Genomic DNA, 22929 nt, shown 5'->3' with positions numbered 1-22929 from the left:
GATGCGACTTTATCGAACCCGGAAAGTTATGCAAAATGACGTTTTTTCGCGTTTCGTATAACGGACGGTTATGCAACGACGACGTCTCGCCGACAGCCGGGTCAAGTTCCGTCATCTGCAGTGCTTTCTTGCCGTGGCGCAGTTCGGCAGCGTGCAGAAGGCGGCGGAGAGCCTGTCCATCACGCAGCCGGCCGTGTCGAAGACCGTCGCCGAACTGGAGGCGGTGCTGGGCGTGAAGCTGTTCGAGCGGGGCCGGCGCGGCGCCGTTCCCACGCGCGAGGGGCTGCTGTTCATGCCGCATGCCAGTGCCTGCGTGAGCGCGTTGCGTCAGGGCGTGGACCTGCTCGCGCGCGACGGCAACACGACCACGGCCACGGTGGATATCGGCGTGCTGCCCACGGTCGCGCCTTCGCTGGTGCCCGCCGCGCTGCGCGTGTTCGCTGCGCACTGGCCGCATGTGATCGTGCGGCTGGCCACGGCGGCGAATGCGGAGTTGCTGGAGCGTTTGAAGTCGGGCGCCATTGCGTTCGCGGTGGGGCGCCTCGCGGACCCCGAGCGCATGGTGGGCTTGAGCTTCGAGCAGCTTTACAGCGAGCCGCTGCTCGCCGTGGTGCGCGCGGGCCATCCGCTCGTACAGCGCGCCGACCTGCACGCCGCGCTCGATCGCTTCACGATCGTGCTGCCGCCGTATGGCACGCTCATCCGCCAGGCCGCGGACAATCTGCTCAAGACGTGGGGTGTTCCGCCGTTGTCGTCGTTCGTGGAGATGCTGTCGGTTTCCGTCGCGCGGCTGCTTGCGTTGCAGAACGACGCGGTCTGGTTCGCGCCGGCGGGCGCGGTGGAGTACGACCTGGAGCAAGGCACGCTCGTGCGTCTGCCGATGCCGCACGCAGGCAGCGAGGAACCCGTGGGCCTTATTCAGCGTACGGATGCCGAGCCTTCGCCTGTCGCTCGCGCGCTGATCGATGCCGTGCGCCATGTGGCGCGCGAGCGTGCCGCATCGTTGAGTACGCGCGCGGCCCGATCCACACCCGGACGGACAGCCAAACCGGCACGCAAAACCGCGTCGCGCCGCAACCCGGCGAAGGCTGCTGCAACGGGGGAAACAGGGCGTGCGCGCACCCGCCGCTGAAGGGCCGCGGCGGTGAACCATACAGTACAAATTGCAGTTGCGGCAGACTGCGAAGCCGGTGTAAAAACACGGTTCGAAATACGGTTCAAATCAGGCATGCAGCATGCCGGTGGAACGCAGCGGGCGCGCGGCGCCGCGCGGCACGATCCGGCGAGGCGAGCGGCATTGCCATCTTTGATGTATCGACTGCCTCGACAAGGAGAAACCATGCCCCGCGACCTGCCCGATCCCGCCGCTGCCCTGCGCGCCGCCGCGGACCGCGAGCACAATCCGCTCGGCACCGCGGGCCTCGAGTTCGTCGAATTCGCCGCACGCGATCCGCAGGCGCTCGATCAGACCTTCACGCGCCTCGGCTTCAAGCCCATTGCCCGCCACATCAGCAAGAGCGTCACGCTGTACCGCCAGGGGGAGATGAACTTCCTCATCAACGCAGAGCCGGATTCGTTCGCGGCCCGTTACGCAGAGGAGTACGGCACGGGCATCTGCGCGATCGGCATTCGTGTGAACGATGCCCAGCGCGCCTTCGAGCGCGCCGTGGAGCTGGGCGCCTGGGAGTTCGAGGGCGAGAAGATCGGCAAGGGCGAGCTTTATATCCCGGCCATTCAGGGCATCGGCAACTCGCACATCTATTTCGTGGACCGCTGGCGCGGCCGTGGCGGTCAGCGCGGCGGCGTGGGCGACATCTCGATCTTCGACATCGACTTTCGTCCCATCCATATCGACACCGCGCACGCCGACCTCAGTCACGCGGGCAGCGGGCTCGTCGCCGTGGATCACTTCACGCAGACGGTAGGCGTGGGCCGCATGCAGGAGTGGGTGGATTTTTATCGCGACCTGCTCAATTTCCGCGAGATTCACGAGTTGCACGCGAACTGGCACGTTTCGGCCGAATCGCGCGTGATGGTGTCGCCGTGCGGCGCGATCCGCATTCCGCTCTACGAAGAGGGCACGCCGCGCACGAGCCTCATGCACGAGTATCTGCCCGATCATCCGGGCGAAGGCGTGCAGCACATCGCGCTGGCTACCGACGACATCTTCGCCTGCGTCGACGCGCTCACGGCCAACGGCGTGTGCTTCGTGGAGCCGCCGCCGCGCTACTACGAGGGCATCGACGCGCGGCTGCCGGGGCATGGGCTCGACATCGAACGCCTGCGGCGCGCGCACGTTCTGGTGGACGGCGAGACGGGCAAGGGCGCGCCGCAACTGTTCTTCCAGACCTTCGTGCGGCGCAATCCCGGCGAGATCTTCTTCGAGATCGTGCAGCGCAAGGGACATCACGGGTTCGGCGAGGGCAATCTCGCGGCGCTGGCGGCGGCGCGTTGAAAAGGGCGGGCTGAACGCCGGCGGGAGCGGTTGTCTGGAAGCTGCGACCTGAAGTACCGCGCGAAGGCGCCTGATTGAAGCTGAAGCGCCTGCCCGAAACCGAAAGGGCCGCTCAGCGCTTCGATCCCGCCGTCGGCGCCGCCTGCGCAGACTGCGGGACATCGGCGCCTGTCGCGAGCCACAGCACCTCGGCGTCTTCCTCGCTCGTGGAGATCGCCGCGTGCCCCGTGCGGCTATCGAAGTAGATGCTGTCGCCCGCTTCCAGTTGCGTGGGCGCATACAGCTCCGAATACAGGCACACGCTGCCGCTGATCACATACAGAAACTCCTCGCCTTCGTGGCGGCCCCAGTCGTCGAAGGCGTCCAGCGTGTGCGCCGTGATGCGGATGCGAAACGGCAGCATGGCCTTGTGGGCAAGGTCCGTGGCCAGCACCTCCATCTGATAGCCGCGATACGCGTGGCGCTGGCCCGCGTTCTTGCGCGTGATGGCGCGCCGGCCGCTCGCGTTGAGCTTCGGCGTGGAGCCGAACAGCTCGGCCAGATCGATCTTCAGCCCCAGCACGATTTTTTGCAGCACGTCGAACGTGGGCGACATGAGGCCGTTTTCCACTTTCGAGAGCGTGGAGCGCGATACGCCGCACAGGCGGCTCGCCACTTCGAGCGTGAGGTCTTGCGCCACGCGCGCGGCGCGCACGCGGCGGCCCAGGTCCGTGGTGGACGATTCGGCCGGTTTGGTCAGGTTGGTGTCCATAAGAAGCAATCGATGCAGGCGCCCCTTAGGCGCGCGGTGTGGGCGATCATAACATCCGGTTTCGTTCCTATAGGAAACGCGAGGTGTGGGCTGGAATTCGGGCCGCGGCCTCCGCTCCCGAGGTGGCGCCACGGTTGCGCCGGATTGCCCGACCGGCGCCAACGCCCGTGCTGGCAAGGCGTTCGCCCAACGCCTATGATGGACGCCGTGCGACGCCGGCATTGCCGCCGCCCGGCACGGCGTGTATAGTCGCCGGACGCAGATTTGTTTCGTATCGGAAATAAGGAAACGCCATGAACGCTTCGACCATCCTCGCCGATCTCGGCATTGCGCACGCTGTCCAGTCCGGCGACATCGAGGTCCATTCGCCGATCTCGGGTGAACTGATCGGCCGCGTCGCGAGCCACACGGTGGCCGACGTCGACGCCGTGCTGGCGCGCGCCCAGGACGCCTTCGGCCGCTGGCGCAGCGTGCCCGCGCCCCGCCGCGGCGAACTGGTGCGCCTGCTCGGCGACCGTCTGCGCGAGAAGAAGCAGGCGCTGGGCAGCCTCGTGTCGCTCGAAGCCGGCAAGATCCTTCAGGAGGGTCTGGGCGAAGTGCAGGAAATGATCGACATCTGCGATTTCGCCGTGGGTCTCTCGCGCCAGCTGTACGGCCTCACGATTGCCTCGGAGCGTCCCGGTCACCGCATGGGCGAGACGTGGCACCCCATGGGCGTGTGCGCGATCATCTCGGCGTTCAATTTCCCGGTGGCGGTGTGGTCGTGGAACGCGGCGCTCGCGCTCGTCTGCGGCAACGCCGTGGTGTGGAAGCCCTCGGAAAAGACGCCGCTCACGGCGCTCGCCGTGCAGCAGATCATGACCGACATGCTCGCCGAATTCGGCGATGCGCCCGAAGGGCTGGTCGCCCTGATCCACGGCGGCCGCGAAGTGGGCGCGAAGCTCGTTGCGGACCCGCGCGCCGCCATCGTCAGCGCCACGGGCAGCACAGAAATGGGCCGCGCCGTGGGCGTGGAAGTGGCGAAACGCTTCGGCCGCTCCATTCTCGAACTGGGCGGCAACAACGCCGGCATCGTGACACCGAGCGCGGACCGCGACCTCGCGCTGCGCGCCATCCTGTTCTCCGCAGTCGGCACGGCGGGCCAGCGTTGCACTTCGCTGCGGCGGCTCTTCGTGCACGAGAGCGTCTACGACGCAACCGTGGATCGCCTCAAGCAGCTTTACGGCAAGGTGCCGATCGGCAATCCGCTCGAAAAGGGCACGCTGATGGGACCGCTGATCGACCGCCAGTCGTTTGCGCGCATGCAGGAAGCGCTGCAGCAGGCGCAGGCCGAAGGGGGCAAGGTGCATGGCGGCGAGCGCGTCGAGGTGAAGGGCCTGGAAGGCGGCTATTACGTGCGGCCGGCGCTCGTCGAAATGCCGGCGCAAAGCGCCATCGTGCTCAAGGAAACCTTCGCGCCGATCCTCTACGTCATGCGCTATCGCGACTTCGACGAAGCCATTGCGGCCAACAACGCGGCGTCGCACGGTTTGTCGTCGTGCGTGTTCACCACCGACCTGCGCGAGGCCGAACGCTTCCTCTCGGCCACGGGCAGCGATTGCGGCATCGCCAACGTCAACATCGGACCGAGCGGCGCGGAAATCGGCGGCGCGTTCGGCGGCGAGAAGGAAACGGGCGGCGGCCGCGAGTCGGGCTCGGACGCGTGGAAGGGCTACATGCGCCGCGCCACGAACACGGTCAACTACTCGTCCGCGCTGCCGCTTGCACAGGGCATCGACTTCAATATCGGCTGAAGGCCGCGGCGTTGTCCGCAGCGTGATCAGAGCGTTCTCTTACGGAGTGACAGGTGAGTGCGAAAGTCGTCATCGTCGGCGGTGGGGTGATCGGCAGTTCGGTTGCGTATTTTCTGCGGGCCACGGACCCGACCGTGAGCGTGACCGTCATCGAGCGCGATCCGACGTATGCGCGCTCGTCGTCGGCGTTGTCGGCCGCGTCCATCCGGCAGCAGTTTTCGACGCCGCTTTCCATCCAGATGTCGCTGTTCGGCATCGAGTTCCTGCGCTCGATCGGCGAGCGGCTCGAAGTGGACGGCGTGCGGCCGTCCATCGATCTGCATGAGGGCGGCTATCTGTTTCTCGCCACGCCTGCGGGCCTCGATACGCTGCGCGAGAACCACGCGCTGCAACGGAAGCTGGGGGCCGACATCAGCCTGCTCGATCGCGCGCAACTGGACGCGCGCTTCGCGTGGCTCAACACGGAAGACCTCGTGGCCGGCGCGTTCGGCGAAAGCGGCGAGGGCTGGTTCGACGGCTACGGTCTCGTGCAGGCGCTGCGCAAGAAGGCTCAGGCACTCGGTGCGCATTACGTGCCGAGCGACGTGACGGGGCTCGTGCGCGACGGCCGGCGCGTCACGCACGTCGAGGATGCGAACGGCGAGTCGTATGCCTGCGACGTCGTGGTGAACGCGGCGGGCGCATGGTGCCGTCGTATCGCGGCCATGCTCGGCATCGAGATTCCGGTGTTCGCGCGCCGTCGCAGCATTTTCAACGTGAGTTCGCCGGCGCAGCTGGAACGCTGTCCGCTGCTGGTCGACCCGACAGGCGTGTACTTCCGGCCCGAAGGACGCACCTACATCTGCGGCACGTCGCCGTCGCCCGACAACGACCCGGACGACCTGCCGCTCGACGAAGTGGACCACGCGCTCTTCGACGACGTGATCTGGCCCACGCTCGCGCACCGTGTGCCGCAGTTCGAGGCGCTGCGCGTGGAGAATTGCTGGTCGGGGTACTACGAGTACAACGTGTTCGACCACAACGCGATCATCGGCGCGCATCCCGACGTCGATAACTGCCTCTTCGCCAACGGCTTCAGCGGGCACGGCCTGCAGCAGGGGCCGGCGACAGGGCGCGGCGTGAGCGAGCTGATCCTGCACGGCCGCTATACGACGCTCGATCTTTCGGCGCTCGGCTTCGCGCGTGTGCTGGAGAACCGGCCGTTCGTGGAAAAGAACGTGGTGTAACGCGGGCGGGCCTCGCGCTCGCTTTGCCGTGCAGCGCGCCGATTCGTTGGCGCGTCAGTGACTTGCGTGCGGCTTGCCCAGGATATCCACAGGCTTGCGCACATTTTCTGTTGATAACTACATCCAGATGAGGACAGGCGGACGCCCTCGCGTTTCTGCCGGGCCGCGCTGAGCCTCAGGCAAAGCCGCAGACCCAGTCCTCAAATCCAGGCCTCAAACCGCGCAGCGCGCCACGTGAAAGCGCATTTCTTCTTCGGGCGGATCGTTGGGCGCGTTGTCCGGATGCACGACGCGAACCACGGACCCGTTCGCCGACGGCGTGAGCGTGACGAAGTACGACGCGTTGGAACGGGAGCCCACTTCGAGTTCCGTGGCGCCGTTCGCGCGAGATTCGTGCACGCTGCCGAGCCGGCTTTCGAGGCAACGGGAGATGGACGCGGGCGCGTGCATCGACGACACGTAGATCATCGGCGTGGCGCCGTTCGCGACGGCGGCGTTCTGCTGCGGGCCGCTGGGCGAACCGCAGGCGGCGAGTAGCAGGCTCGGGGCGAGAAGGAGCGATTTCTTCATGGCGGGCGTGACCTGGGCGTTCGGGGTATCGGTCCGCAACCGGCGTGGCGCCGATGCGTGGCATGGCGTGCGCCGTGGCAGCGGCGACGCGGTGCGCAGCAGTATACGCACGACATCGCGCGTGAGTGCGTAAGAAGATGCAACAGGAAGGGGCGCGAGACGAACGAAGCGAATCTGCCGGCCGCGCGGTGCGCAAACCGGCGCGGCAGCACTCTCGGCAATAACTCGCGTCAGATAACTCGCCGCAATACTCAGGGCCGTGCCGGGCGCACTGCCGACAGCAACAAGCGGACGCCCAATGGCAATGCGCGCGCATGGCCTGAACCACGCGCGCGCATTGCGCAGCATTTTGCACGGGGATTTCAGGCAGGCCGTGGTGCGTCAGGCGCAGCAAACACGCTGCAGGCTCCCGACGCGGCCCACGACCTGCCGGACTTCATCGAGACTTAGAACCGGTGACGCAGGCCCACTGCCACGGCCGTCTGATTCTGCGTCGACGACGGCGACAGCGTGTTGATGGCCGCCACGTTCGCGCCCAGGTTGCCGAACTCGCCCGATGCATGCTGGTACACGCCTTCCAGGTACACGTCGGTACGCTTGCTCAGCGAGTAATCGCCTTGCAGCGACACGGTGTGCCACTTCGGATCACCCGTACCGTTCGAGCCCGTCACGCGACCATCGGTGAACGTGTACGCGGCGGCGAGGCTCAATGCCGGCGTCAGCGCGTAGCGACCGTTGATCTCGTAGTTGTCGAGGTGCAGGTTCGTGCCCGACAGGCCGCCCACGAACGTGCCGCCCACGTTCGTGCTCTGCATGTTGTCGAACTGCGTGTGCGTGTACACGAAGCCGACCGTGGCCGGGCCGTACGTGTAGTTCACGCCTGCACCATACGTGCGTTGCAGGGCGGCTGCCACCTGGGCGCTACCGTCACCCGACGACACCGCGCCGCCCGTATTGTTGCTGCCCGAGTTGTTGAGCTGCAAGTAGGCGGCCGCGACGTTCAGCGGACCGTTCGCATACGACGCGCCCACGCTCCATGCGCGGTTGTTCGAGAACTGTCCCGCCGCGTTGCTGAAGCCATACAGGCCGCCGAACTGCACGCCGGCAAAATTCGGGCTGGCGTACTTCACGGAGTTCTTGATGGAGAACGAGTTGTCGAGGTTGTCGTTGTCGAACGGGTGACCGGCCAGGTTGTTGCCGTAGCCGTAGCCCGCCGCCGAGATCGGCGCGAGGTAGTCCACCACGGAGTCATACTGGCGGCCCAGCGTCACCGTACCGAACTGGTTGCTTTGCAGGCCCACGTACGCCTGGCGGTTGAACAGCGTGTTGCTTTCGCGGAACTGACCGTTGTTCAGGTTGAAGCCGTTCTCCAACTTGAAGATGGCATGCAGGCCGCCGCCCAGGTCTTCACTGCCGCGCAGGCCGAAATACGTGTCCGAGACCGAACCGCTGCCCTGTTGCCAGTTGCTGTGGCCGAGCTGGTTGTTCGAGTAGACGAGACCTGCATCCAGCGTGCCGTACAGGGTCACACTGCTTTGCGCATGAGCCGAGGCGGCTGCGAAGGCACCTACGACGCCCGCGACAAAAAGGGTTTTTTTCATGATTTATAACTCTCCGAGACAATCCAGAAGAATCGCATCAGCGTATTCACCGCGAGAGGCGAGTGGTCTGACGATTCGGGACAAAGTGTATTCGGCTGGCCGCGCTCTTTAATTCCATATCGCACAACAGTGCTTTCCGGAATCTGTAATGCTGGAAATTCGGCACGTAAGTGCATGCGAATAAAAGATTATTTCGGTTTGTTTCGAGCGGCGAGCGCACCGGGTTCATTCCCGCTATGTTGCTTATGCGCGACGGCCCACGCCGGCGCGGCGCTCATGCCCGCGGGCAGGGCGCCTGATTCGTCCTGTTTCGAGCAACGCACTATTCCCGGTTATTGCCTCATTCAAAGGGGACGAAAGTCCTAAAATCCGTCTTGCCCCTTGACCAAGGGCAGTCTTTTTCATCTTTTTCAGCGGCCTTCGGGCCGCTTTTTTTATGCGGCGTTATTTCGATCCGAATTAAGTTCCCTGAAATAGCAGAAAAACTTTATTGCGGAAATAGAAAAATGCGACGGGAAAAGCGGGAAAAGGCGGGGAATGGCTATCGTGCGCGCACACGACCGCGCGATGAAAGACGCCGGCGAGCGGCGGCGTGCCGTCGCGCTCGCGCACGGAACGCGGGCTCGAAGAATGGCCGGCGTGGCCGGCCCCGCATCTCAACTGCGCGGACAGAAGATCGCCGTCATTAACGGTCCCACGTGCCGCACGATGGCGGGACTCCCCGCCGCCGTCACGGCCGCCTGCACCTTGCTGTCACTGCCGATCACGACTGCACCGTAGGCCGACTTGCCCACGGGTTCGCCGGTGCCGGTGCGGAAGATCGGGTCGTCCTTCTCGTAGCCCACGATGGCGAACACGCGAAAGCCAAATGCGGTGACGTCGGCGTCGCGCGTCGGCCAGAACGCGTTGATGGAATTGCTTTCCACACGCATGGCGTGCGGCTGGATCAGGTTCTGATCGATCAGGCCGGAGACGAATTGATGCGCGGACACATTGCACGCGAGCGGTGCGTCCAGCACGGCCGCCTGGCAAAACAAGGGCGTTGCCGCGAACAAAAGGGCAAAAAGACGACGTTTCATCGGATCGGTGGAATGTTCAGCGGCCTGTACTGGTTTTAGAGGACGCTTTATTCAGGGCCGCAACAAAAGGCTTGCCGCGCTATTCGAATGGACATGCGACAGGTTTCGCACTTTACCCGGCTTTCACCGGTTGTGCTCGCGACGTTGCGTGCCGGTCACAGCCTTACGGGGCGCGGCTTTGCGGGATGCCGACGCGTAGCCGCGAATGTGGCACATACAACATGAGCCGCGCCGCGATGCCATAATGGCGGCTTTACGCGGATTCGCGCACCGCCGCGCCGCTGTCTCCATGCCCCTTGCCCTCGGCCCCTTCATCGTTCCACTCATCGTCGCGTGCGCGATGTTCATGGAAAACGTGGACGCCACGGTCATCGTGACGTCGCTTCCGGCCCTCGCACGCGACCTCGGACACGACCCCATCTCGCTGAAACTCGCCATCACGAGCTACGTGATCGGCCTCGGCGTGTTCATTCCCATCTGCGGATGGGTGGCGGACCGGTTCGGCTCGCGCACCGTGTTTCGCGTAGCCATCGGCATCTTCATGACGGGCTCGCTGCTGTGCGCCGCGGCTACGTCGTTGTCCGCGCTCGTGGCGGCGCGCTTCGTGCAGGGCATTGGCGGCGCGATGATGGTGCCGGTGGGGCGCATCATCATCTTCCGCTCGGTGCCGAAGTCCGAGTTCATTCGCGCCGTCAATTACCTGACGGTGCCCGCGCTGCTGGGGCCCGTGGTGGGGCCGCCGCTGGGCGGTTTCATCACCACCTATCTGCACTGGCGCCTCATCTTCTTCGTCAACATTCCCATCGGTCTCTTCGGCATCTGGCTCGCGAATCGCCATATCGCCAACATGCACGAGGAGCATCCCGGTCCGCTGGACTGGATCGGCTTCGTGCTTTCTGCTGCGGGCGCGTCGCTCTTCATGCTGGGGCTGTCGCTCGTGGGCGGCGAACTGGCGTCGGGCAACGTGGCGTTCGTGATGACCGTGACGGGTGCGTTGTTGCTCGTGCTCTACTGGTTCTACGCGCAGCGTGCCGAGCGGCCGGTGCTCGATCTGCGGTTTCTGCGCATTCCGAGCTTTCATGCGAGCGTGGTGGGCGGGTCGCTGTTTCGCATCGGGCTGGGCGCCGTGCCGTTCCTGCTGCCGCTCGCGCTCCAGGAAGGTCTTGGCCTGACGGCGTTCGTGTCGGGCTCCATCACGTGCGCATCGGCGTTCGGCTCCATCTTCATGAAGACCATCGCGACACGCGTGCTCGCGAAGTTCGGCTTCCGCAAGGTGTTGATGGTGAACGCCGCGCTCGCGGGCGCGGCGATTGCCGCATACGGATTCTTCTTTCCCGGCACGCCGCATTGGCTGATCTGGTGCGTGGTGCTGGTGGGCGGCGTGTTCCCTTCGCTGCAATTCACGAGCCTCAATTCGCTTGCCTATGCGGACATCGCGGGCCGCGACATCGGCCGCGCCACGAGTGTGGCGAGCGTGATCCAGCAGATTTCGCTGGGCCTCGGCGTGACCATCGCGGGCATCGTGCTGCAGATTTCGCGCGACCTGCAAGGCCACGCCCACGTGGTCTGGTCGGACTTCTGGCCCGCGTTTTTCGCGGTCGCGCTGTTTTCGGTGGCGTCCATTCCCGTCACCGCGAAGCTGCCGCACGGCACCGGCGACGAGATTGCGCGCGGCGTCAGAGGGAAGGTCGGCAAGGCGGCGTAGCGGGTCACACGCCGCGGGATAGTGGCCCGCGCCCGTTCCCCTACATCGCTTCCTTCACCGCGCGCAGGAACTGCTTCGTGCGTTCGTGCTCGGGCGCCGAGAAGAACTGCTGCGGCGGTCCCTGCTCGATGATCTTGCCCTGCGAGAAAAAGCACACGCGGTCCGCGAACTCTTTGGCGAAGCCCATCTGGTGCGTGACCATCAGCATCGTGAGGTTGTGCTCGCTGCCAAGACGGCGGATCACGTTGAGCACTTCGCCGCACAGTTCCGGATCGAGCGCGGACGTCACCTCGTCGAACAGCATCACCTTGGGCCGCATGGCGAGCGCACGCGCAATCGCCACACGCTGCTGCTGGCCGCCTGACAGCTGCGACGGGTAATGATTGCACTTGTCTTCGAGGCCCACGAGGCAGAGCAGCTCGTGCGCACGCTCCGTGGCTTCCTTGCGCGAGAGACCGAGCACCTGCATGGGCGCTTCGATCGTATTGGCGAGCGCCGTCATGTGCGGAAAGAGGTTAAAGCTCTGAAACACCATGCCGATCTTGCTGCGCACGCGGCGCAGGTGGCGCAGCGAAGCGGGCACGAGCGCGCCGTTCTTCACCATGTGCGTGAGCGGCTCGCCGTCCACTTCGATCATGCCGTCCGTGAGCGGGTCGAGCGTCATCAGCACGCGCAAGAGCGTCGATTTGCCGGAGCCGCTCGGCCCGATGATCGCGACTTTTTCGTTGCGGCCCACTTCGAGGTCCAGTCCGTCGAGCACCGTCAGCGCGCCATAGCGCTTCGTCACGTTGCGAAAGCGCACCATGGGTGTGTCGCCGTTGCGGTCGACGGCGGGCGTGTACGCGGCGGCGGGGTCACGTTTCATTGCTTGCTCCATAACGGGTGTTCCGGAAGTGGGCGCGCGGGGCGCGCCGTCGCGCATGGCGGTGGGCAGGTTCATGGCAACCTCAGGCTGAATTCGAGCCGCCGCACGAGGTGGGCGAACGTCACGCTGATCACGAGGAAGAACAGCCCCGCGAGCGTGATGGGCTCCAGATAGCGGAACGTTTCGGAGCCGATGTTCTTCGCCTGCTGCATCAGTTCCACGACGGTGATGGCCGAGAGCATGGGCGTGTCCTTGAACATGGCGACCAGATAGTTGCCGAGCGCGGGCACCACGGGACGAATGGCTTGCGGCAGGATCACGCCGAGGTACGTGCGTCGCGGCGAAAGCGACAGCGCGCAACACGCCTCCCACTGGCCGCGCGCCACGCCGTTCAGTCCCGCGCGATAGACCTCCGACGTATAGCACGCGTAGTGCAGCGCGATGCCCACGGTACCCGCCATGAGCGCGCTCATCGTGATGCCGTAGACGGGCAGCACGTAAAAGAGCACGTAAATCTGGATCAGGAGCGGCGTGCTGCGAATGAACTCGACGACGAAGCCCACCGTGAGCGCGACCGGCCGGACAGCGCTGCGCCTCAGAATCGCGAACACGAGGCCCAGCACGAGCGCAACGGCAAAACCGACCAGCGTGATGAGGATCGTGTAGAGCGAGGCATGCAGCAGGGCCGGCAGAATCTGCGCGGCGTAGTGCAGGTCGAAGAAGCTGTTCATCGGGCGACTCTTTGCAGAAAGCGGCTCATGACGGTGCCGTTGTCGAGGCGGGCGGCGGACCGGGGACGGCTGTTCGCGATGCCGTGATTCACGCGTCGTTCGAAGTAGCGCATCAACGTCGCGATGCACTGGGCCAGCACGAAGTAGATGACGAGCGTGAGCCCGAAAATCTCCGCGGTCTTGAACGTGGCTTCATCGAGCTGGCGCGCGCGAAACGTGAGGTCGGAGAGCGTGATCAACGACACGAGCGACGTGCCCTTGAGCAATTCGATCATGAGGTTCGTGGCGGGCGGCAGCGCATTGATCATGGCTTGCGGCAGCACGATGCGGCGCATGCGCGTCAAGGGCGAGAGGTTCAGAGCGAGTGCCGCTTCGAACTGGCCGCCGGACACGGAGCGCAGCGCGCCGCGCAGAATTTCCGAGCCGTAGGCGCCGTAGTGCAATCCGAGCCCCACGATGGCCACGGTGAGCGGCGTGAGTTCGATACGAAACGGCGGCAGCGGCAACACGAAGAAGAACCAGAAGAGCTGCACGAGCAGCGACGTGCCGCGAAACACTTCGACATACACGTTGCCCGCCCATCGCAGCGGCGCCCACGGCGCGAGTTTGGCGGCGGTGCCCACGAACGCCATGACGATGGCGAGCAACGTCGCGCCGATCGTAATGCCGATGGTCACCAGAGTGCCCTGCATGAGCAGGGGGAACAATTCACGCATGGCGGTCCTCGCTTGCATGATGGCATTCAATCCGTCGCGTGATGCGCGGACTGCAACGGGGTGTGTGCGCTTGCCGGCTTCATACGTGCCGACGGGGCCGGCCGAAGCCGGCCCACGAAGCGAACCGTGCCACGTCTCTCGCGATCTACTTGCCGCTGCAGATTTCGGCGGCGGTCTTCGTCGTGAGGTTCGACTTGTCGAAGCCGAACGGCGCGACGGTTTGCAGATGGTCCGGCGTGCCGAGCCATGCATGCAGCTGCTTGTTCACGGCGTCGCGCAGATCCGTGTCTTCGGGCCGGAAGGCGAGCGCGCCATAACCGGTGTGCTTCGGATCATCGGTGAAGTCGGAGACGGTTTCCACCTGGGCCGCGTCTTTCGAGGCGAGGCCCTTCATCGTGAGCGCGGTGCCTGCGGCTGCATCGGCGCGGCGCGCACGCACGGCCTGCAATTGCGCCGTGGTGTCCGGTACCTGGAGCAACTGAGCATCTTTCACGCCAGCATCGCGCGAGTTGCCCAGTTCCACGGCGCCCGCCATCACCGCGAGCTTCACGTCAGACTGCTTTGCCACGTCGGCGTAGCTGTGCAGTTTCTTCGGATTGCCTTTCAGCACGAGCAGCGTGTCCTGAATCTGGTATTGCGGATCGGCGAACGCAACCTGCTTGCAGCGCTCCGGCGTGATGTACATGCCGGCGGCAATCACGTCGAAGCGGCCCGCACGCAGACCCGGAATGAGCGAGCCCCATTCGGTCAGCACGCCATCCACTTTTTTCACGCCGAGCTTCGCGAAGATCTTGCGCGCGATTTCGGGCGACTCGCCCGTCACCTTGCCGTCGGGCGTCGTGTAGGCAAACGGTGCTTCGTTCGCGTAGCCGATGCGTACCTCGCCGGTGCGCTGAATGCGCTGTAGCGTGGTTTCGGCCGCCGCGTGCTGCACGTGCATGAGCAGGCCGGCCGCCGCGATACACGCGATGCTGAAAGCCTGGGGCAGTCTGGAATGGCGCTTCGGGTTCATGTCGGTCCCATTGCGTGGCGTAAGGGTGGCGCGGTGCGTCATGCGCCGCGAAGTCAGGCGGGGCGTCCGTGAAAACCCCATGTGGTGTCGTGGTACACCGCCATTGGAGCCCAGCATACAAAGCCATATTTTTGTTTCTGATTGCTCTAGGACAATAATTTTCCCGTGGGTTTTGGCCGCACTATCGAAAGACCCGGGAAAGACCCGACGCAGATACGAGCCATGGAGAAGACGGTGAGAGAGCAGTGGCGCGAAGCGGTGCGCGCGGCGCACGGCGCCGAATCGAAATACAAGCGGCTGGTGAAGGCCATTGCGGGCGACATCGAAAGCACCGTGCTGCGCGCGGGCGAGCGCCTGCCGCCGCAGCGCGACGTGGCGGCGGAGCTGGAAATCAGCGTGCAGACGGTGACCAACGCCTACAAGGAACTGGAGCGCCAGGGCCTGATCCGCTGCGAAGTGGGGCGCGGCAGTTTCGTCTCGGGGCGCGTCACGGAGACCATGTCGAATTACATGCTCGATACGGCCGAGCGCTCCGTGGTGGACTTCTCGATTGCACGCATCATCCACACCGCCGAGCACGACGCGATGTGGCGCAAGGTCTGCGCGACGCTGGCGGGCCTCGACGATCAGCCGTGGATTCGCGCGTTCCGGCCCATCGCCGGCTTCGAGCATCATCGCCAGGCCGCGGCGGCGTGGCTCGCCACGCTCGGCATGCCGGCCGCGGCGGACACGCTGCTCGTCACGAACGGCGCCGCGCACGGCATCTTTCTCGCGCTGGCGTCGCTGGTGGGGCCGGGCGACACCGTGCTCTGCGAGAGTCTCACGGACCACGGCGTGATCGGCAGCGCAAGCGTGCTGGGGTTTACGCTGAAGGGCCTCGAAATAGACGAGTACGGCATTCACCCCGAGCACTTCGAAGAGATGTGCGATAGCGAGCGCATTTCGGCGCTCGTCTGCACGCCCACCTTGAACAACCCCACGGTTTCGCTGATGCCGGAGTCGCGCCGCCGCGCGATTGCGCGCATTGCGCAGCGCTACGGCGTCTACGTGATCGAAGACGACGTGTACGGTCCGCTGCTGCCCAAGCCCGTGCCGCCCATTTCGAGCCTGATTCCCGAGCTGTCGTTTTACTGCACGAGCCTCACGAAGTCGGTGCTGACCGGCTTGCGCATCGGGTATCTCACGACGCCGCGCCGCCTCGCGCTGCGTGCCGAAAGCGTGCTGCGCGTGAACAGCTGGATGGCGACGCCGCCCATGGCCGAGGTCGCCACGCGCTGGCTCGTCGACGGCACCGCGGCGCGCCTGCTCGAAGTGCAGCGCGAATGTCTCTCGCGTCGCCAGGCACTCGTGCAGCAGATTCTGGGCAGCTATGTGCTGGGCTCGCATCCGCACGCACTTTCGGTGTGGCTGCGCGTGCCCTCGCACTGGCAGACCGATCGCCTCGTGCGCGAACTGCGCAACCGCAACATCGCCGTCACGTCGCCGGACCCGTTTCTCGTGCGTGGCGGCGAGCGGCCCGATGCGGTGCGCCTGTGCGTGGGCGCGGAAGTGGGCGAAGACACGTTCCGCGCGGCGCTCGAAACGATGCGCGAAGTTTTCGAGCAATACCCGCAGGTGCACGACTTCGCGTAAATGTACCAGGACAATCGAAAACAATTTTTAGAACATTAGACTGGGCCGCATTGAAGAACGCAGCGCCGCCCGGCGCGGCGCCGAACCCCTCACTGCGGCCTGCCCCATGTCTGTCGTTTGTCCTGCCGATGTCTACCGCGCGCGCCAGAGAATCGCGGCGCGCGTGCGGCGCACGCCGCTCGTCGAGTCGCCTTCGCTGTCGGCCCTCGCTGGCACGCGCGTGCTGCTGAAACTCGAAACGGTTCAACCCACGGGCAGTTTCAAGGTGCGCGGCGCGACCCATGCGCTCGCGGTGCTTGCGGAGCAGGGCTGCACGCGTGTGGTCACGGCCTCCACGGGCAATCACGGACGCGCCGTCGCCTACGCGGCGCAGGCGCTCGGCATGCAGGCCACCGTATGCATGTCGTCGCTCGTGCCGGCCAACAAGGTGCAAGCCGTGCGGCAACTGGGCGCGCAGGTGTGCATTACCGGCACGAGTCAGGACGACGCGCAGCAGGAAGCCAGGCGGCTCGCGCACGAAGAGGGCTTCGTGTTCGTGCCGCCGTTCGACGATCCGCACGTCATTGCCGGGCAGGGCACCATCGGGCTCGAAATCGTCGAGGACGTGCCCGACGTCGCGAACATCGTCGTGCCGCTTTCGGGCGGCGGGCTCTTTGCCGGCGTCGCGCTGATGGCGAAAGCCGCGAACCCCGCCATTCGCATGACAGGCGTCACGATGGCGCACGGCGCCGCGATGCACGCGAGCCTCGCGGCGGGGCAACCCGTGGCCGTCGAAGAAGTCGAGTCGCTTGCGGATTCGCTGGGCGGCGGAATCGGTCTCGACAACCGCTACACGTTCCTCCTCACGCGCGAATGGATCGACGAGGCGTTGCTGCTCGACGAGGCGTCTATTGCACGCGGCATCGCTCATGCGTACCGCGAGGAAAGGCTCGTGGTGGAAGGGGCCGGCGCAGTGGGCATGGCGGCGTTGCTCGATGGCGCGCTCGACGCCGCGCAGTTGCGGCGCGGTCCCGTGGTGCTCGTGGTGGGCGGGTCGAACATCGACATGGACCTGCATCGCCGTGTGACGGCAGGCTGCGCGTAAGGCCGCGCGCCACTCTGAACAGGACACTCGATATGTCATCCATCACGTTGCTGGGCGAAAGCGAACTGCGCGAACTCGTGCCGCTCGATCTGGCCGCCATCGATCAGGTGGAGTCCGCGTTCGTCGCGCTTGCGACCGAAGCGGTGGCGATGCCCCCTATTCTGCGGCTCGATCTGCCCGAGTATCGCGGCGAGGTGGATGTGAAGACCGCGTATCTGCCGCGCTTCGAGAGCTTCGCGATCAAGGTGAGCCCAGGCTTCTTCAACAATCCGCAACTCGGGCTGCCCAGCCTCAACGGACTCATGCTCGTGCTTTCCGCGCGCATGGGTCTGACCGAAGCCGTGCTGCTCGACAACGGGTATCTCACCGCCGTGCGCACCGCGGCTGCGGGCGCGGTGGCGGCGCGCTGGCTGGCGCGCGAAAACGCGCGCCACGTGGCCGTGATCGGCGCGGGCGAGCAGGCGCGGCTTCAGCTGCGTGCGCTCGCGCACGTGCGGCGCGTCGAGCGTGTCTCCGTTTGGGCGCGCGACCGCGAACGCGCCGCGCAGTTTGCCCGCGAGATGGGCGAGCGGCTCGCGGTCGAAGCCCGCGTTGCGCAAGACGTGCACGACGCGCTGCGCGAAGCCGACATCGCCATCACCACCACGCCGAGCGAGACACCGCTCGTGCAGGCGCGTGACCTGCATCCGGGTCTTCACATCACGGCGATGGGATCCGACGCCGAACACAAGAACGAGATCGCGCCCGCAGCACTCGCAGCCGCACGTTACGTGTGCGACCGGTTACAGCAGGTGCGCGGGCTGGGCGAATTGCATCACGCCATCGAAGCCCGCGTTGTGGCTGCGGACGCACGCTTTGCCGAGCTAGGCGAAGTGATTGCGGGCCGCGAGCCAGGACGCACGCACTTCGACGACATCACGATCTGCGACCTCACCGGCACGGGCGCACAGGACACGGCGATTGCCGCGCTCGCGCTGGCCCGCGCACGCGCGGCGGGCGCGGGCACGACGTTTCGCAACGATGTGCCGAAACCCGCGAGCAAGTAAGAGACCGCTCGCGGCAAGACAGAGCGCAGAGAACACACGAAGGGCAACAGACCAAGGGACAAGGAAGGGTCACCATGCCAGAAGCTATGCAACACCAACCGCCCACGACGACCACGACGGGCGGCGCGGTACAGGCCGCACCGGCCGTGCGCCTGCCGTTCGAGCGCGAGGAGTACGCCGCGCGCATCGCCCGCACGCGGCGTGCCATGCAGCAAGCCAACATCGATCTGCTGATCGTGACGGACCCCACCAACATGGCGTGGCTCACGGGCTACGACGGCTGGTCGTTCTACGTGCACCAGTGCGTGCTGCTCGCCATGGAAGGCGAACCCGTCTGGTTCGGCCGCGGCCAGGACGCCAACGGCGCGCGCCGCACCGTGTTCATGGCGCATGACCAGATCGTTGGGTATCCCGATCATTACGTGCAGTCCACCGAGCGGCATCCCATGGATTACCTCTCGCGCGAAGTGATCGAAGCGCGCGGCTGGGGCCAGCGTCGCATCGGCGTAGAACTGGACAACTACTACTTCAGCGCCGCTGCATGGGAAGCGCTTAAGCGCAATCTGCCGCACGCGCAGTGGCATGACGCGACCGCGCTCGTGAACTGGCAGCGCGCCGTGAAGTCGCCGCGCGAGATCGAGTACATGCGCATTGCGGCGCGCATCGTCGAAAAGATGCACGCGCGCATCGTGGAGCGCATCGAGCCCGGCATGCGCAAGAACGACCTCGTCGCGGACATTTACGCCGCGGGCATCACGGGCGTGGAGGGCTACGGCGGCGACTATCCCGCCATCGTACCGTTGCTGCCCACGGGCGCCGACGCGGCTGCCCCGCACCTCACCTGGGACGACACGCCGTTCGCGCGTGGCGCGGGCACGTTCTTCGAAATCGCGGGGTGCTTTCGCCGCTATCACTGTCCGCAGTCGCGCACGGTTTATCTCGGCAAACCGCCGAAGCATTTCATCGACGCCGAACGCGCCGTGGTGGAAGGCATCGAAGCGGGTCTTGCCGCCGCGAAACCCGGCAACACCTGCGAGGACATTGCGAACGCGTTCTTCGCCGTGCTGCGCAAATCGGGTATCGAAAAGAACAGCCGCTGCGGCTACCCCATCGGCGCCAGCTATCCGCCCGACTGGGGCGAGCGCACCATGAGCCTGCGGCCCGGCGACCGCACGGTGCTGCAACCGGGCATGACGTTCCACTTCATGCCGGGCCTGTGGCTCGACGACTGGGGTCTCGAAATTACGGAAAGCATCCTGATTACCGGGACCGGCGTCGAGACCTTCTGCAACACGCCGCGCAAACTGTTCGTGAAGGAGTAGGGCATGCGCGCATCGCCGATTACGCCGACGGTCGACTTCGACGGGCAAGGGGTTCAGCACGGTTTCCTGAAGCTGCCGCACTCGCACGACGGCTCCGCATGGGGCGCGGTGATGATCCCCATCACCGTCGTGCAGCGCGGTCACGGGCCCACGGTGCTGCTGACGGGCGGCAACCACGGCGACGAGTACGAAGGGCCTATCGTGCTCTCGCGGCTCGCCTCCACGCTGAAGGCGGACGACGTGGCGGGCCGCGTCGTCATCGTGCCGTTCATGAACTACCCGGCGTTTCTGGCGGGCAGCCGCACGTCGCCCATCGACCGCGGCAACCTGAATCGCAGCTTTCCTGGCCGGCCCGGCGGCACCGTCACGGAAAAGATCGCGGATTACTTCCAGCGCTATCTGCTGCCGCTTGCCGATTACGTGCTGGACCTGCACGCGGGCGGACGCACGCTCGACTTCGTGCCGTTCGCCGCCATCCACGTGCTGCACGACGCGAAGCAGCAGGCGCGCTGCGAGGCCGCGATGCGTGCGTTCGGCGCGCCGTACTCCATGCGCATGCTCGAACTCGACAGCGTGGGGCTCTTCGACACGGCGGCGGAAGAGGCGGGCAAAGTGTTCGTTTCCACGGAACTGGGCGGCGGCGGCACGGCGACGGCGGCGAGCGTGGCCGTGGCGATGCGCGGCGTGCGCGGCTTTCTTCAGCATGCCGGCGTGCTCGCGCCGCCGGCGGGCGAACTCTTCGACGCGGCAAGCCGCGCGTGGGGCGCGGCATCGCGCACCACGACACTGCTCGATATGCCCGACGGCAGCTGCTATACGACGAGCGAGCACGACGGCCTGATCGAGCCGTGCAAGGACCTGGGCGAGATGGTGGAACACGGCGAGTTGCTGGCGCGCGTGTACGACACGAAGCGTTCCGGCGCGCGGCCGTTCGAATATCGCGCGGCGCGCAGCGGGCTCCTGGCGGCACGCCATTTTCCGGGGCTCGTGCGCGTGGGTGACACCCTCGCGGTCGTGGCCGACGTCGTGGAGCGCGGCATTCCGGTGTCGGCCTGAGCACCGCACACCGCACGCACGCGAAGCGCCCATGAAACTCGACCGCTACGACCTCGCGATTCTGCGCACGCTGGCACGCGATGGACGCATCACGAAATCGCGCCTTGCCGAAGAGGTCAATCTGTCGATCTCGCCGGCATGGGAACGCGTGCGGCGCCTCGAAGAAAGCGGGCTGATTCGCGGCTACCGCGCGGACATCGACTGGGTCGCCGCGTTCAAGGGCACGCGCATCGTCGTCGAAGTCACGCTCGCGCGCCACACCGCGTACGACATGCGCCGCTTCGAAGAACGCGTGGCCCGCGCGCCCGAAGTCGTGCAGTGCCACGCTACGGGCGGCGGCGTGGACTACGTGATGCACGTGGTTTCGCGCGACATCGACCAGTACCAGCGTTTCATCGATTCGCTGCTGACCGACGAACTCGGCATCGAACGCTACTTCACCTACATCGTGACGAAGGTGGTGAAGCAGGCGGCGGACACGGTGCCGGACTGGGTGGCCGATTCGGGCGATGCGGGCTGACGACTGCAAGCACGCAAAGGCAAGCACGCAAAGGCGACCACCAGAAAAACCCCTGAAATTCAGGCCCGAAACAGAAAAAACGCACAGCGGCGACCCGCAACACAGAAAGAGCAGAGGGCGTGCCGGCCCTACAGTGGAAGGCATCGAAACAACGCGACAGAGGCAGGTTCTGGCCAATGTCGTCGCCGCTCTGCCGGCCAATCATGGAGGAAGTCATGCTGCTGGGCCATCCTGTTCTATTCAAGTCGCTGTGCTATGTCGATGGACGCTGGGTGCACAGCGACACGGCCTCCACCGTCGCGGTGCAGAACCCTGCGGATCAAAGCGTGGTCGGTCATGTGCCGATGTTGAGCGCCGCGCAGATCGAGGAAGCCGTGTCGGCGGCGCAGCGCGCGTTCGAAGCGTGGCGCTGGGTGCCGGTCGCGCAACGCAGTGCGCTGCTGCTGCGCTGGCACGAACTCGTGCTGCGCCATCGCAACGATCTCGCCAGCATGCTTTCGCTGGAGCAGGGCAAGCCGCTCGCGGAAGCGCGCGGCGAGATCACCTATGGCGCGAGCTTCATCGAATGGTTCGCACACGAAGCGAAACGCCTGGGTGGCCGCACGATTCCATCGCACATCGACGGCGCGCAGCTCGGCACGATGATGGAGCCGGTGGGTGTGGCCGCGCTCATGACGCCGTGGAACTTCCCGTCCGCGATGATCACGCGCAAGGCCGCCGCCGCCATTGCCGCGGGCTGCACGGTCGTCGTGAAGCCCGCGCACGAAACACCGTTCTCGGCGCTCGCGCTCGCGCAACTGGCCGAAGAAGCGGGCTTTCCCGCAGGCGTCTTCAACGTGGTGCTGGGCGAGCCGCAAACGGCCATGGAAACGCTCGTGCGCGATGCCCGTGTGCGCTCGGTGAGCTTCACCGGGTCTACGCGCGTGGGCGCGCTCGTCATGCAGGCGGCAGCGAGTGCGGACATCAAGAAAACGGCACTGGAACTGGGCGGCAACGCGCCCTTCATCGTCGCTGAAGATGCGGATCTCGAACAGAGCGTGCGCGTGGCCGTGGGCGCGAAGTTCCAGACGTCGGGACAGGACTGCTGCGCGGCGAATCGCATCCTCGTGGCGAAGCCGCTCTACGAAGCGTTCGTTGCCCGCTATAGCGACGCAGTGCGCGCGTTGAAAGTGGGCGCGGCCTTCGAAGACTGCGTGGACGTGGGCCCGCTCATGCACCAGGCCGCCTTCGATACCACGCGCGAACGCGTGGCCGACGCGCGCGCGAAAGGCGCACGCATCACCGCCGGCGGCGAGCCGCACGCGTTGGGCGGCTGGTTCTTCGCGCCCACCGTGATTGCCGACGCGCGCCCCGGCATGCGCGTCTACGACGAGGAAAACTTCGCGCCCATTTCCGCGGTGTCGTCGTTCGACACGCTCGACGAAGCCATTGCGCTCGCCAACGACACCGAATACGGCCTCGCCGCCTATCTGATGTCGACGAACCTCAACACCGTCTGGCAGACCATTCGCCGCCTCGAATTCGCGATGGTCTCCGTGAACGGCGTGAAGTTCACGGGCGCGCCCATTCCGTTCGGCGGCATGAAGGCCTCGGGCCTTGGCCGCGAAGGCGGCATGGAAGGCTTCGAACCGTTCGTCGAGACCCGCTACTACTGCCTGGGCCAACTCGGCTTGCCTCACGCGAACGCCGCGTCGATGCGGCATGCGGGTTCAAGTGCGGCTGCGGCATGACGCAGCGAACGAGCCCGCCCCTCCATTCAACCGAT

The 22929-nt window shown here is 65.7% G+C and carries 20 protein-coding genes; 12 read left to right on the top strand and 8 right to left on the bottom strand.

The features are described 5' to 3' along the window. Window positions 1-70: 70 nt before the first annotated feature. Together pcaQ and U0042_RS29205 are read left to right on the top strand one after the other, a co-directional pair. The gene (pcaQ, locus tag U0042_RS29210; RefSeq protein WP_114811306.1) at window positions 71-1132 is read left to right on the top strand and encodes a pca operon transcription factor PcaQ; all 1062 of its coding nucleotides are present in this window, start codon (window positions 71-73) and stop codon (window positions 1130-1132) included. Between the two features lie 207 nt (window positions 1133-1339). Beyond that, complete coding sequence (locus U0042_RS29205) at window positions 1340-2455, top strand: 4-hydroxyphenylpyruvate dioxygenase family protein (RefSeq protein WP_114811307.1); 1116 nt, start codon at window positions 1340-1342, stop codon at window positions 2453-2455. A gap of 112 nt (window positions 2456-2567) precedes the next feature. Here U0042_RS29205 and U0042_RS29200 read toward each other — a convergent pair whose 3' ends face one another. Continuing rightward, window positions 2568-3206 carry a helix-turn-helix domain-containing protein gene (locus U0042_RS29200; protein WP_114811308.1) on the bottom strand — a complete coding sequence of 213 codons (639 nt, stop codon included), beginning with the start codon at window positions 3204-3206 and terminating at the stop codon, window positions 2568-2570. Window positions 3207-3499: 293 nt separating this feature from the next. Here U0042_RS29200 and U0042_RS29195 point away from each other — a divergent pair, with 293 nt between their 5' ends. Together U0042_RS29195 and U0042_RS29190 are read left to right on the top strand one after the other, a co-directional pair. Continuing rightward, on the top strand, window positions 3500-4999 hold the full coding sequence (locus U0042_RS29195) for an aldehyde dehydrogenase family protein (RefSeq protein WP_114811309.1): 1500 nt from the start codon (window positions 3500-3502) through the stop codon (window positions 4997-4999). A gap of 53 nt (window positions 5000-5052) precedes the next feature. Next, window positions 5053-6225 carry an NAD(P)/FAD-dependent oxidoreductase gene (locus U0042_RS29190; RefSeq protein ID WP_114811310.1) on the top strand — a complete coding sequence of 391 codons (1173 nt, stop codon included), beginning with the start codon at window positions 5053-5055 and terminating at the stop codon, window positions 6223-6225. A gap of 213 nt (window positions 6226-6438) precedes the next feature. Here the strand turns inward: U0042_RS29190 and U0042_RS29185 are convergent, their stop codons facing one another. From U0042_RS29185 to U0042_RS29175, 3 genes are all read right to left on the bottom strand, one after another. Further along, window positions 6439-6795, bottom strand: coding sequence for a sugar ABC transporter ATPase (locus tag U0042_RS29185; protein WP_114811311.1), 357 nt, complete (start codon window positions 6793-6795; stop codon window positions 6439-6441). 446 nt (window positions 6796-7241) lie between these two features. Next, window positions 7242-8396: a porin gene (locus tag U0042_RS29180; RefSeq protein ID WP_114811312.1), complete on the bottom strand. Its 1155-nt coding sequence runs from the start codon at window positions 8394-8396 to the stop codon at window positions 7242-7244. Between the two features lie 656 nt (window positions 8397-9052). Beyond that, window positions 9053-9475, bottom strand: coding sequence for a hypothetical protein (locus U0042_RS29175; protein ID WP_114811313.1), 423 nt, complete (start codon window positions 9473-9475; stop codon window positions 9053-9055). A gap of 289 nt (window positions 9476-9764) precedes the next feature. Here U0042_RS29175 and U0042_RS29170 point away from each other — a divergent pair, with 289 nt between their 5' ends. Continuing rightward, window positions 9765-11180, top strand: coding sequence for an MFS transporter (locus U0042_RS29170; RefSeq protein ID WP_114811416.1), 1416 nt, complete (start codon window positions 9765-9767; stop codon window positions 11178-11180). A gap of 40 nt (window positions 11181-11220) precedes the next feature. Here U0042_RS29170 and ehuA read toward each other — a convergent pair whose 3' ends face one another. The 4 genes from ehuA to ehuB form a co-directional block, all read right to left on the bottom strand. Then, window positions 11221-12045, bottom strand: a complete 825-nt coding sequence (gene ehuA, locus U0042_RS29165; protein ID WP_114811314.1) for an ectoine/hydroxyectoine ABC transporter ATP-binding protein EhuA — start codon at window positions 12043-12045, stop codon at window positions 11221-11223. A gap of 71 nt (window positions 12046-12116) precedes the next feature. Next, a complete protein-coding gene (gene ehuD, locus U0042_RS29160) occupies window positions 12117-12776 on the bottom strand; it encodes an ectoine/hydroxyectoine ABC transporter permease subunit EhuD (protein ID WP_114811315.1) in 660 nt (219 codons plus the stop codon). Beyond that, on the bottom strand, window positions 12773-13492 hold the full coding sequence (ehuC, locus tag U0042_RS29155) for an ectoine/hydroxyectoine ABC transporter permease subunit EhuC (RefSeq protein WP_114811316.1): 720 nt from the start codon (window positions 13490-13492) through the stop codon (window positions 12773-12775). The genes ehuD and ehuC overlap by 4 nt, the downstream gene beginning before the upstream one ends. Before the next feature lie 145 nt (window positions 13493-13637). Further along, the gene (gene ehuB / locus U0042_RS29150) at window positions 13638-14504 is read right to left on the bottom strand and encodes an ectoine/hydroxyectoine ABC transporter substrate-binding protein EhuB (protein ID WP_114811317.1); all 867 of its coding nucleotides are present in this window, start codon (window positions 14502-14504) and stop codon (window positions 13638-13640) included. 222 nt (window positions 14505-14726) lie between these two features. On the opposite strand from ehuB, the gene U0042_RS29145 reads away from it, so the two are divergent. The 7 genes from U0042_RS29145 (at window position 14727) to U0042_RS29115 (ending at window position 22894) form a co-directional block, all read left to right on the top strand. Beyond that, window positions 14727-16136 (top strand): PLP-dependent aminotransferase family protein, encoded by a 1410-nt coding sequence (locus U0042_RS29145; RefSeq protein ID WP_198665320.1) that lies wholly within the window; start codon window positions 14727-14729, stop codon window positions 16134-16136. A 106-nt stretch (window positions 16137-16242) separates the two neighbouring features. Beyond that, entirely contained in the window at window positions 16243-17220 is a 978-nt protein-coding gene (eutB, locus tag U0042_RS29140) for a hydroxyectoine utilization dehydratase EutB (protein WP_114811318.1), read from the top strand. Between the two features lie 32 nt (window positions 17221-17252). Then, window positions 17253-18266: a cyclodeaminase gene (locus U0042_RS29135; RefSeq protein WP_114811319.1), complete on the top strand. Its 1014-nt coding sequence runs from the start codon at window positions 17253-17255 to the stop codon at window positions 18264-18266. A gap of 86 nt (window positions 18267-18352) precedes the next feature. Next, on the top strand, window positions 18353-19588 hold the full coding sequence (gene doeA / locus U0042_RS29130) for an ectoine hydrolase DoeA (RefSeq protein WP_114811320.1): 1236 nt from the start codon (window positions 18353-18355) through the stop codon (window positions 19586-19588). A 3-nt stretch (window positions 19589-19591) separates the two neighbouring features. Continuing rightward, window positions 19592-20644 carry a N(2)-acetyl-L-2,4-diaminobutanoate deacetylase DoeB gene (gene doeB / locus U0042_RS29125; RefSeq protein WP_114811321.1) on the top strand — a complete coding sequence of 351 codons (1053 nt, stop codon included), beginning with the start codon at window positions 19592-19594 and terminating at the stop codon, window positions 20642-20644. Window positions 20645-20675: 31 nt separating this feature from the next. Further along, a complete protein-coding gene (locus U0042_RS29120; RefSeq protein WP_114811322.1) occupies window positions 20676-21164 on the top strand; it encodes an Lrp/AsnC family transcriptional regulator in 489 nt (162 codons plus the stop codon). A 215-nt stretch (window positions 21165-21379) separates the two neighbouring features. Further along, the gene (locus U0042_RS29115) at window positions 21380-22894 is read left to right on the top strand and encodes an NAD-dependent succinate-semialdehyde dehydrogenase (protein ID WP_114811418.1); all 1515 of its coding nucleotides are present in this window, start codon (window positions 21380-21382) and stop codon (window positions 22892-22894) included. Window positions 22895-22929: the final 35 nt, after the last annotated feature.

Origin of the sequence: Paraburkholderia kururiensis (assembly GCF_034424375.1) — a bacterium.
GTDB classification, from domain to species: Bacteria; Pseudomonadota; Gammaproteobacteria; order Burkholderiales; family Burkholderiaceae; genus Paraburkholderia; species Paraburkholderia kururiensis_A.
Note: the sequence above shows the minus strand (reverse complement) of the source record. Positions and strands in the feature narration are given on the sequence as shown.

Excerpts from the sequence above, each read along its gene's own strand:
- pcaQ (WP_114811306.1), top strand. The coding sequence starts at position 71 with ATGCAACGACGACGTCTCGCCGACAGCCGGGTCAAGTTCCGTCATCTG.
- U0042_RS29205 (WP_114811307.1), top strand. The coding sequence starts at position 1,340 with ATGCCCCGCGACCTGCCCGATCCCGCCGCTGCCCTGCGCGCCGCCGCG.
- U0042_RS29200 (WP_114811308.1), bottom strand. The coding sequence starts at position 3,206 with ATGGACACCAACCTGACCAAACCGGCCGAATCGTCCACCACGGACCTG.
- U0042_RS29195 (WP_114811309.1), top strand. The coding sequence starts at position 3,500 with ATGAACGCTTCGACCATCCTCGCCGATCTCGGCATTGCGCACGCTGTC.
- U0042_RS29185 (WP_114811311.1), bottom strand. The coding sequence starts at position 6,795 with ATGAAGAAATCGCTCCTTCTCGCCCCGAGCCTGCTACTCGCCGCCTGC.
- U0042_RS29180 (WP_114811312.1), bottom strand. The coding sequence starts at position 8,396 with ATGAAAAAAACCCTTTTTGTCGCGGGCGTCGTAGGTGCCTTCGCAGCC.
- U0042_RS29175 (WP_114811313.1), bottom strand. The coding sequence starts at position 9,475 with ATGAAACGTCGTCTTTTTGCCCTTTTGTTCGCGGCAACGCCCTTGTTT.
- U0042_RS29170 (WP_114811416.1), top strand. The coding sequence starts at position 9,765 with ATGCCCCTTGCCCTCGGCCCCTTCATCGTTCCACTCATCGTCGCGTGC.
- ehuA (WP_114811314.1), bottom strand. The coding sequence starts at position 12,045 with ATGAAACGTGACCCCGCCGCCGCGTACACGCCCGCCGTCGACCGCAAC.
- ehuD (WP_114811315.1), bottom strand. The coding sequence starts at position 12,776 with ATGAACAGCTTCTTCGACCTGCACTACGCCGCGCAGATTCTGCCGGCC.
- ehuC (WP_114811316.1), bottom strand. The coding sequence starts at position 13,492 with ATGCGTGAATTGTTCCCCCTGCTCATGCAGGGCACTCTGGTGACCATC.
- ehuB (WP_114811317.1), bottom strand. The coding sequence starts at position 14,504 with ATGAACCCGAAGCGCCATTCCAGACTGCCCCAGGCTTTCAGCATCGCG.
- U0042_RS29145 (WP_198665320.1), top strand. The coding sequence starts at position 14,727 with ATGGAGAAGACGGTGAGAGAGCAGTGGCGCGAAGCGGTGCGCGCGGCG.
- eutB (WP_114811318.1), top strand. The coding sequence starts at position 16,243 with ATGTCTGTCGTTTGTCCTGCCGATGTCTACCGCGCGCGCCAGAGAATC.
- U0042_RS29135 (WP_114811319.1), top strand. The coding sequence starts at position 17,253 with ATGTCATCCATCACGTTGCTGGGCGAAAGCGAACTGCGCGAACTCGTG.
- doeA (WP_114811320.1), top strand. The coding sequence starts at position 18,353 with ATGCAACACCAACCGCCCACGACGACCACGACGGGCGGCGCGGTACAG.
- doeB (WP_114811321.1), top strand. The coding sequence starts at position 19,592 with ATGCGCGCATCGCCGATTACGCCGACGGTCGACTTCGACGGGCAAGGG.
- U0042_RS29120 (WP_114811322.1), top strand. The coding sequence starts at position 20,676 with ATGAAACTCGACCGCTACGACCTCGCGATTCTGCGCACGCTGGCACGC.
- U0042_RS29115 (WP_114811418.1), top strand. The coding sequence starts at position 21,380 with ATGCTGCTGGGCCATCCTGTTCTATTCAAGTCGCTGTGCTATGTCGAT.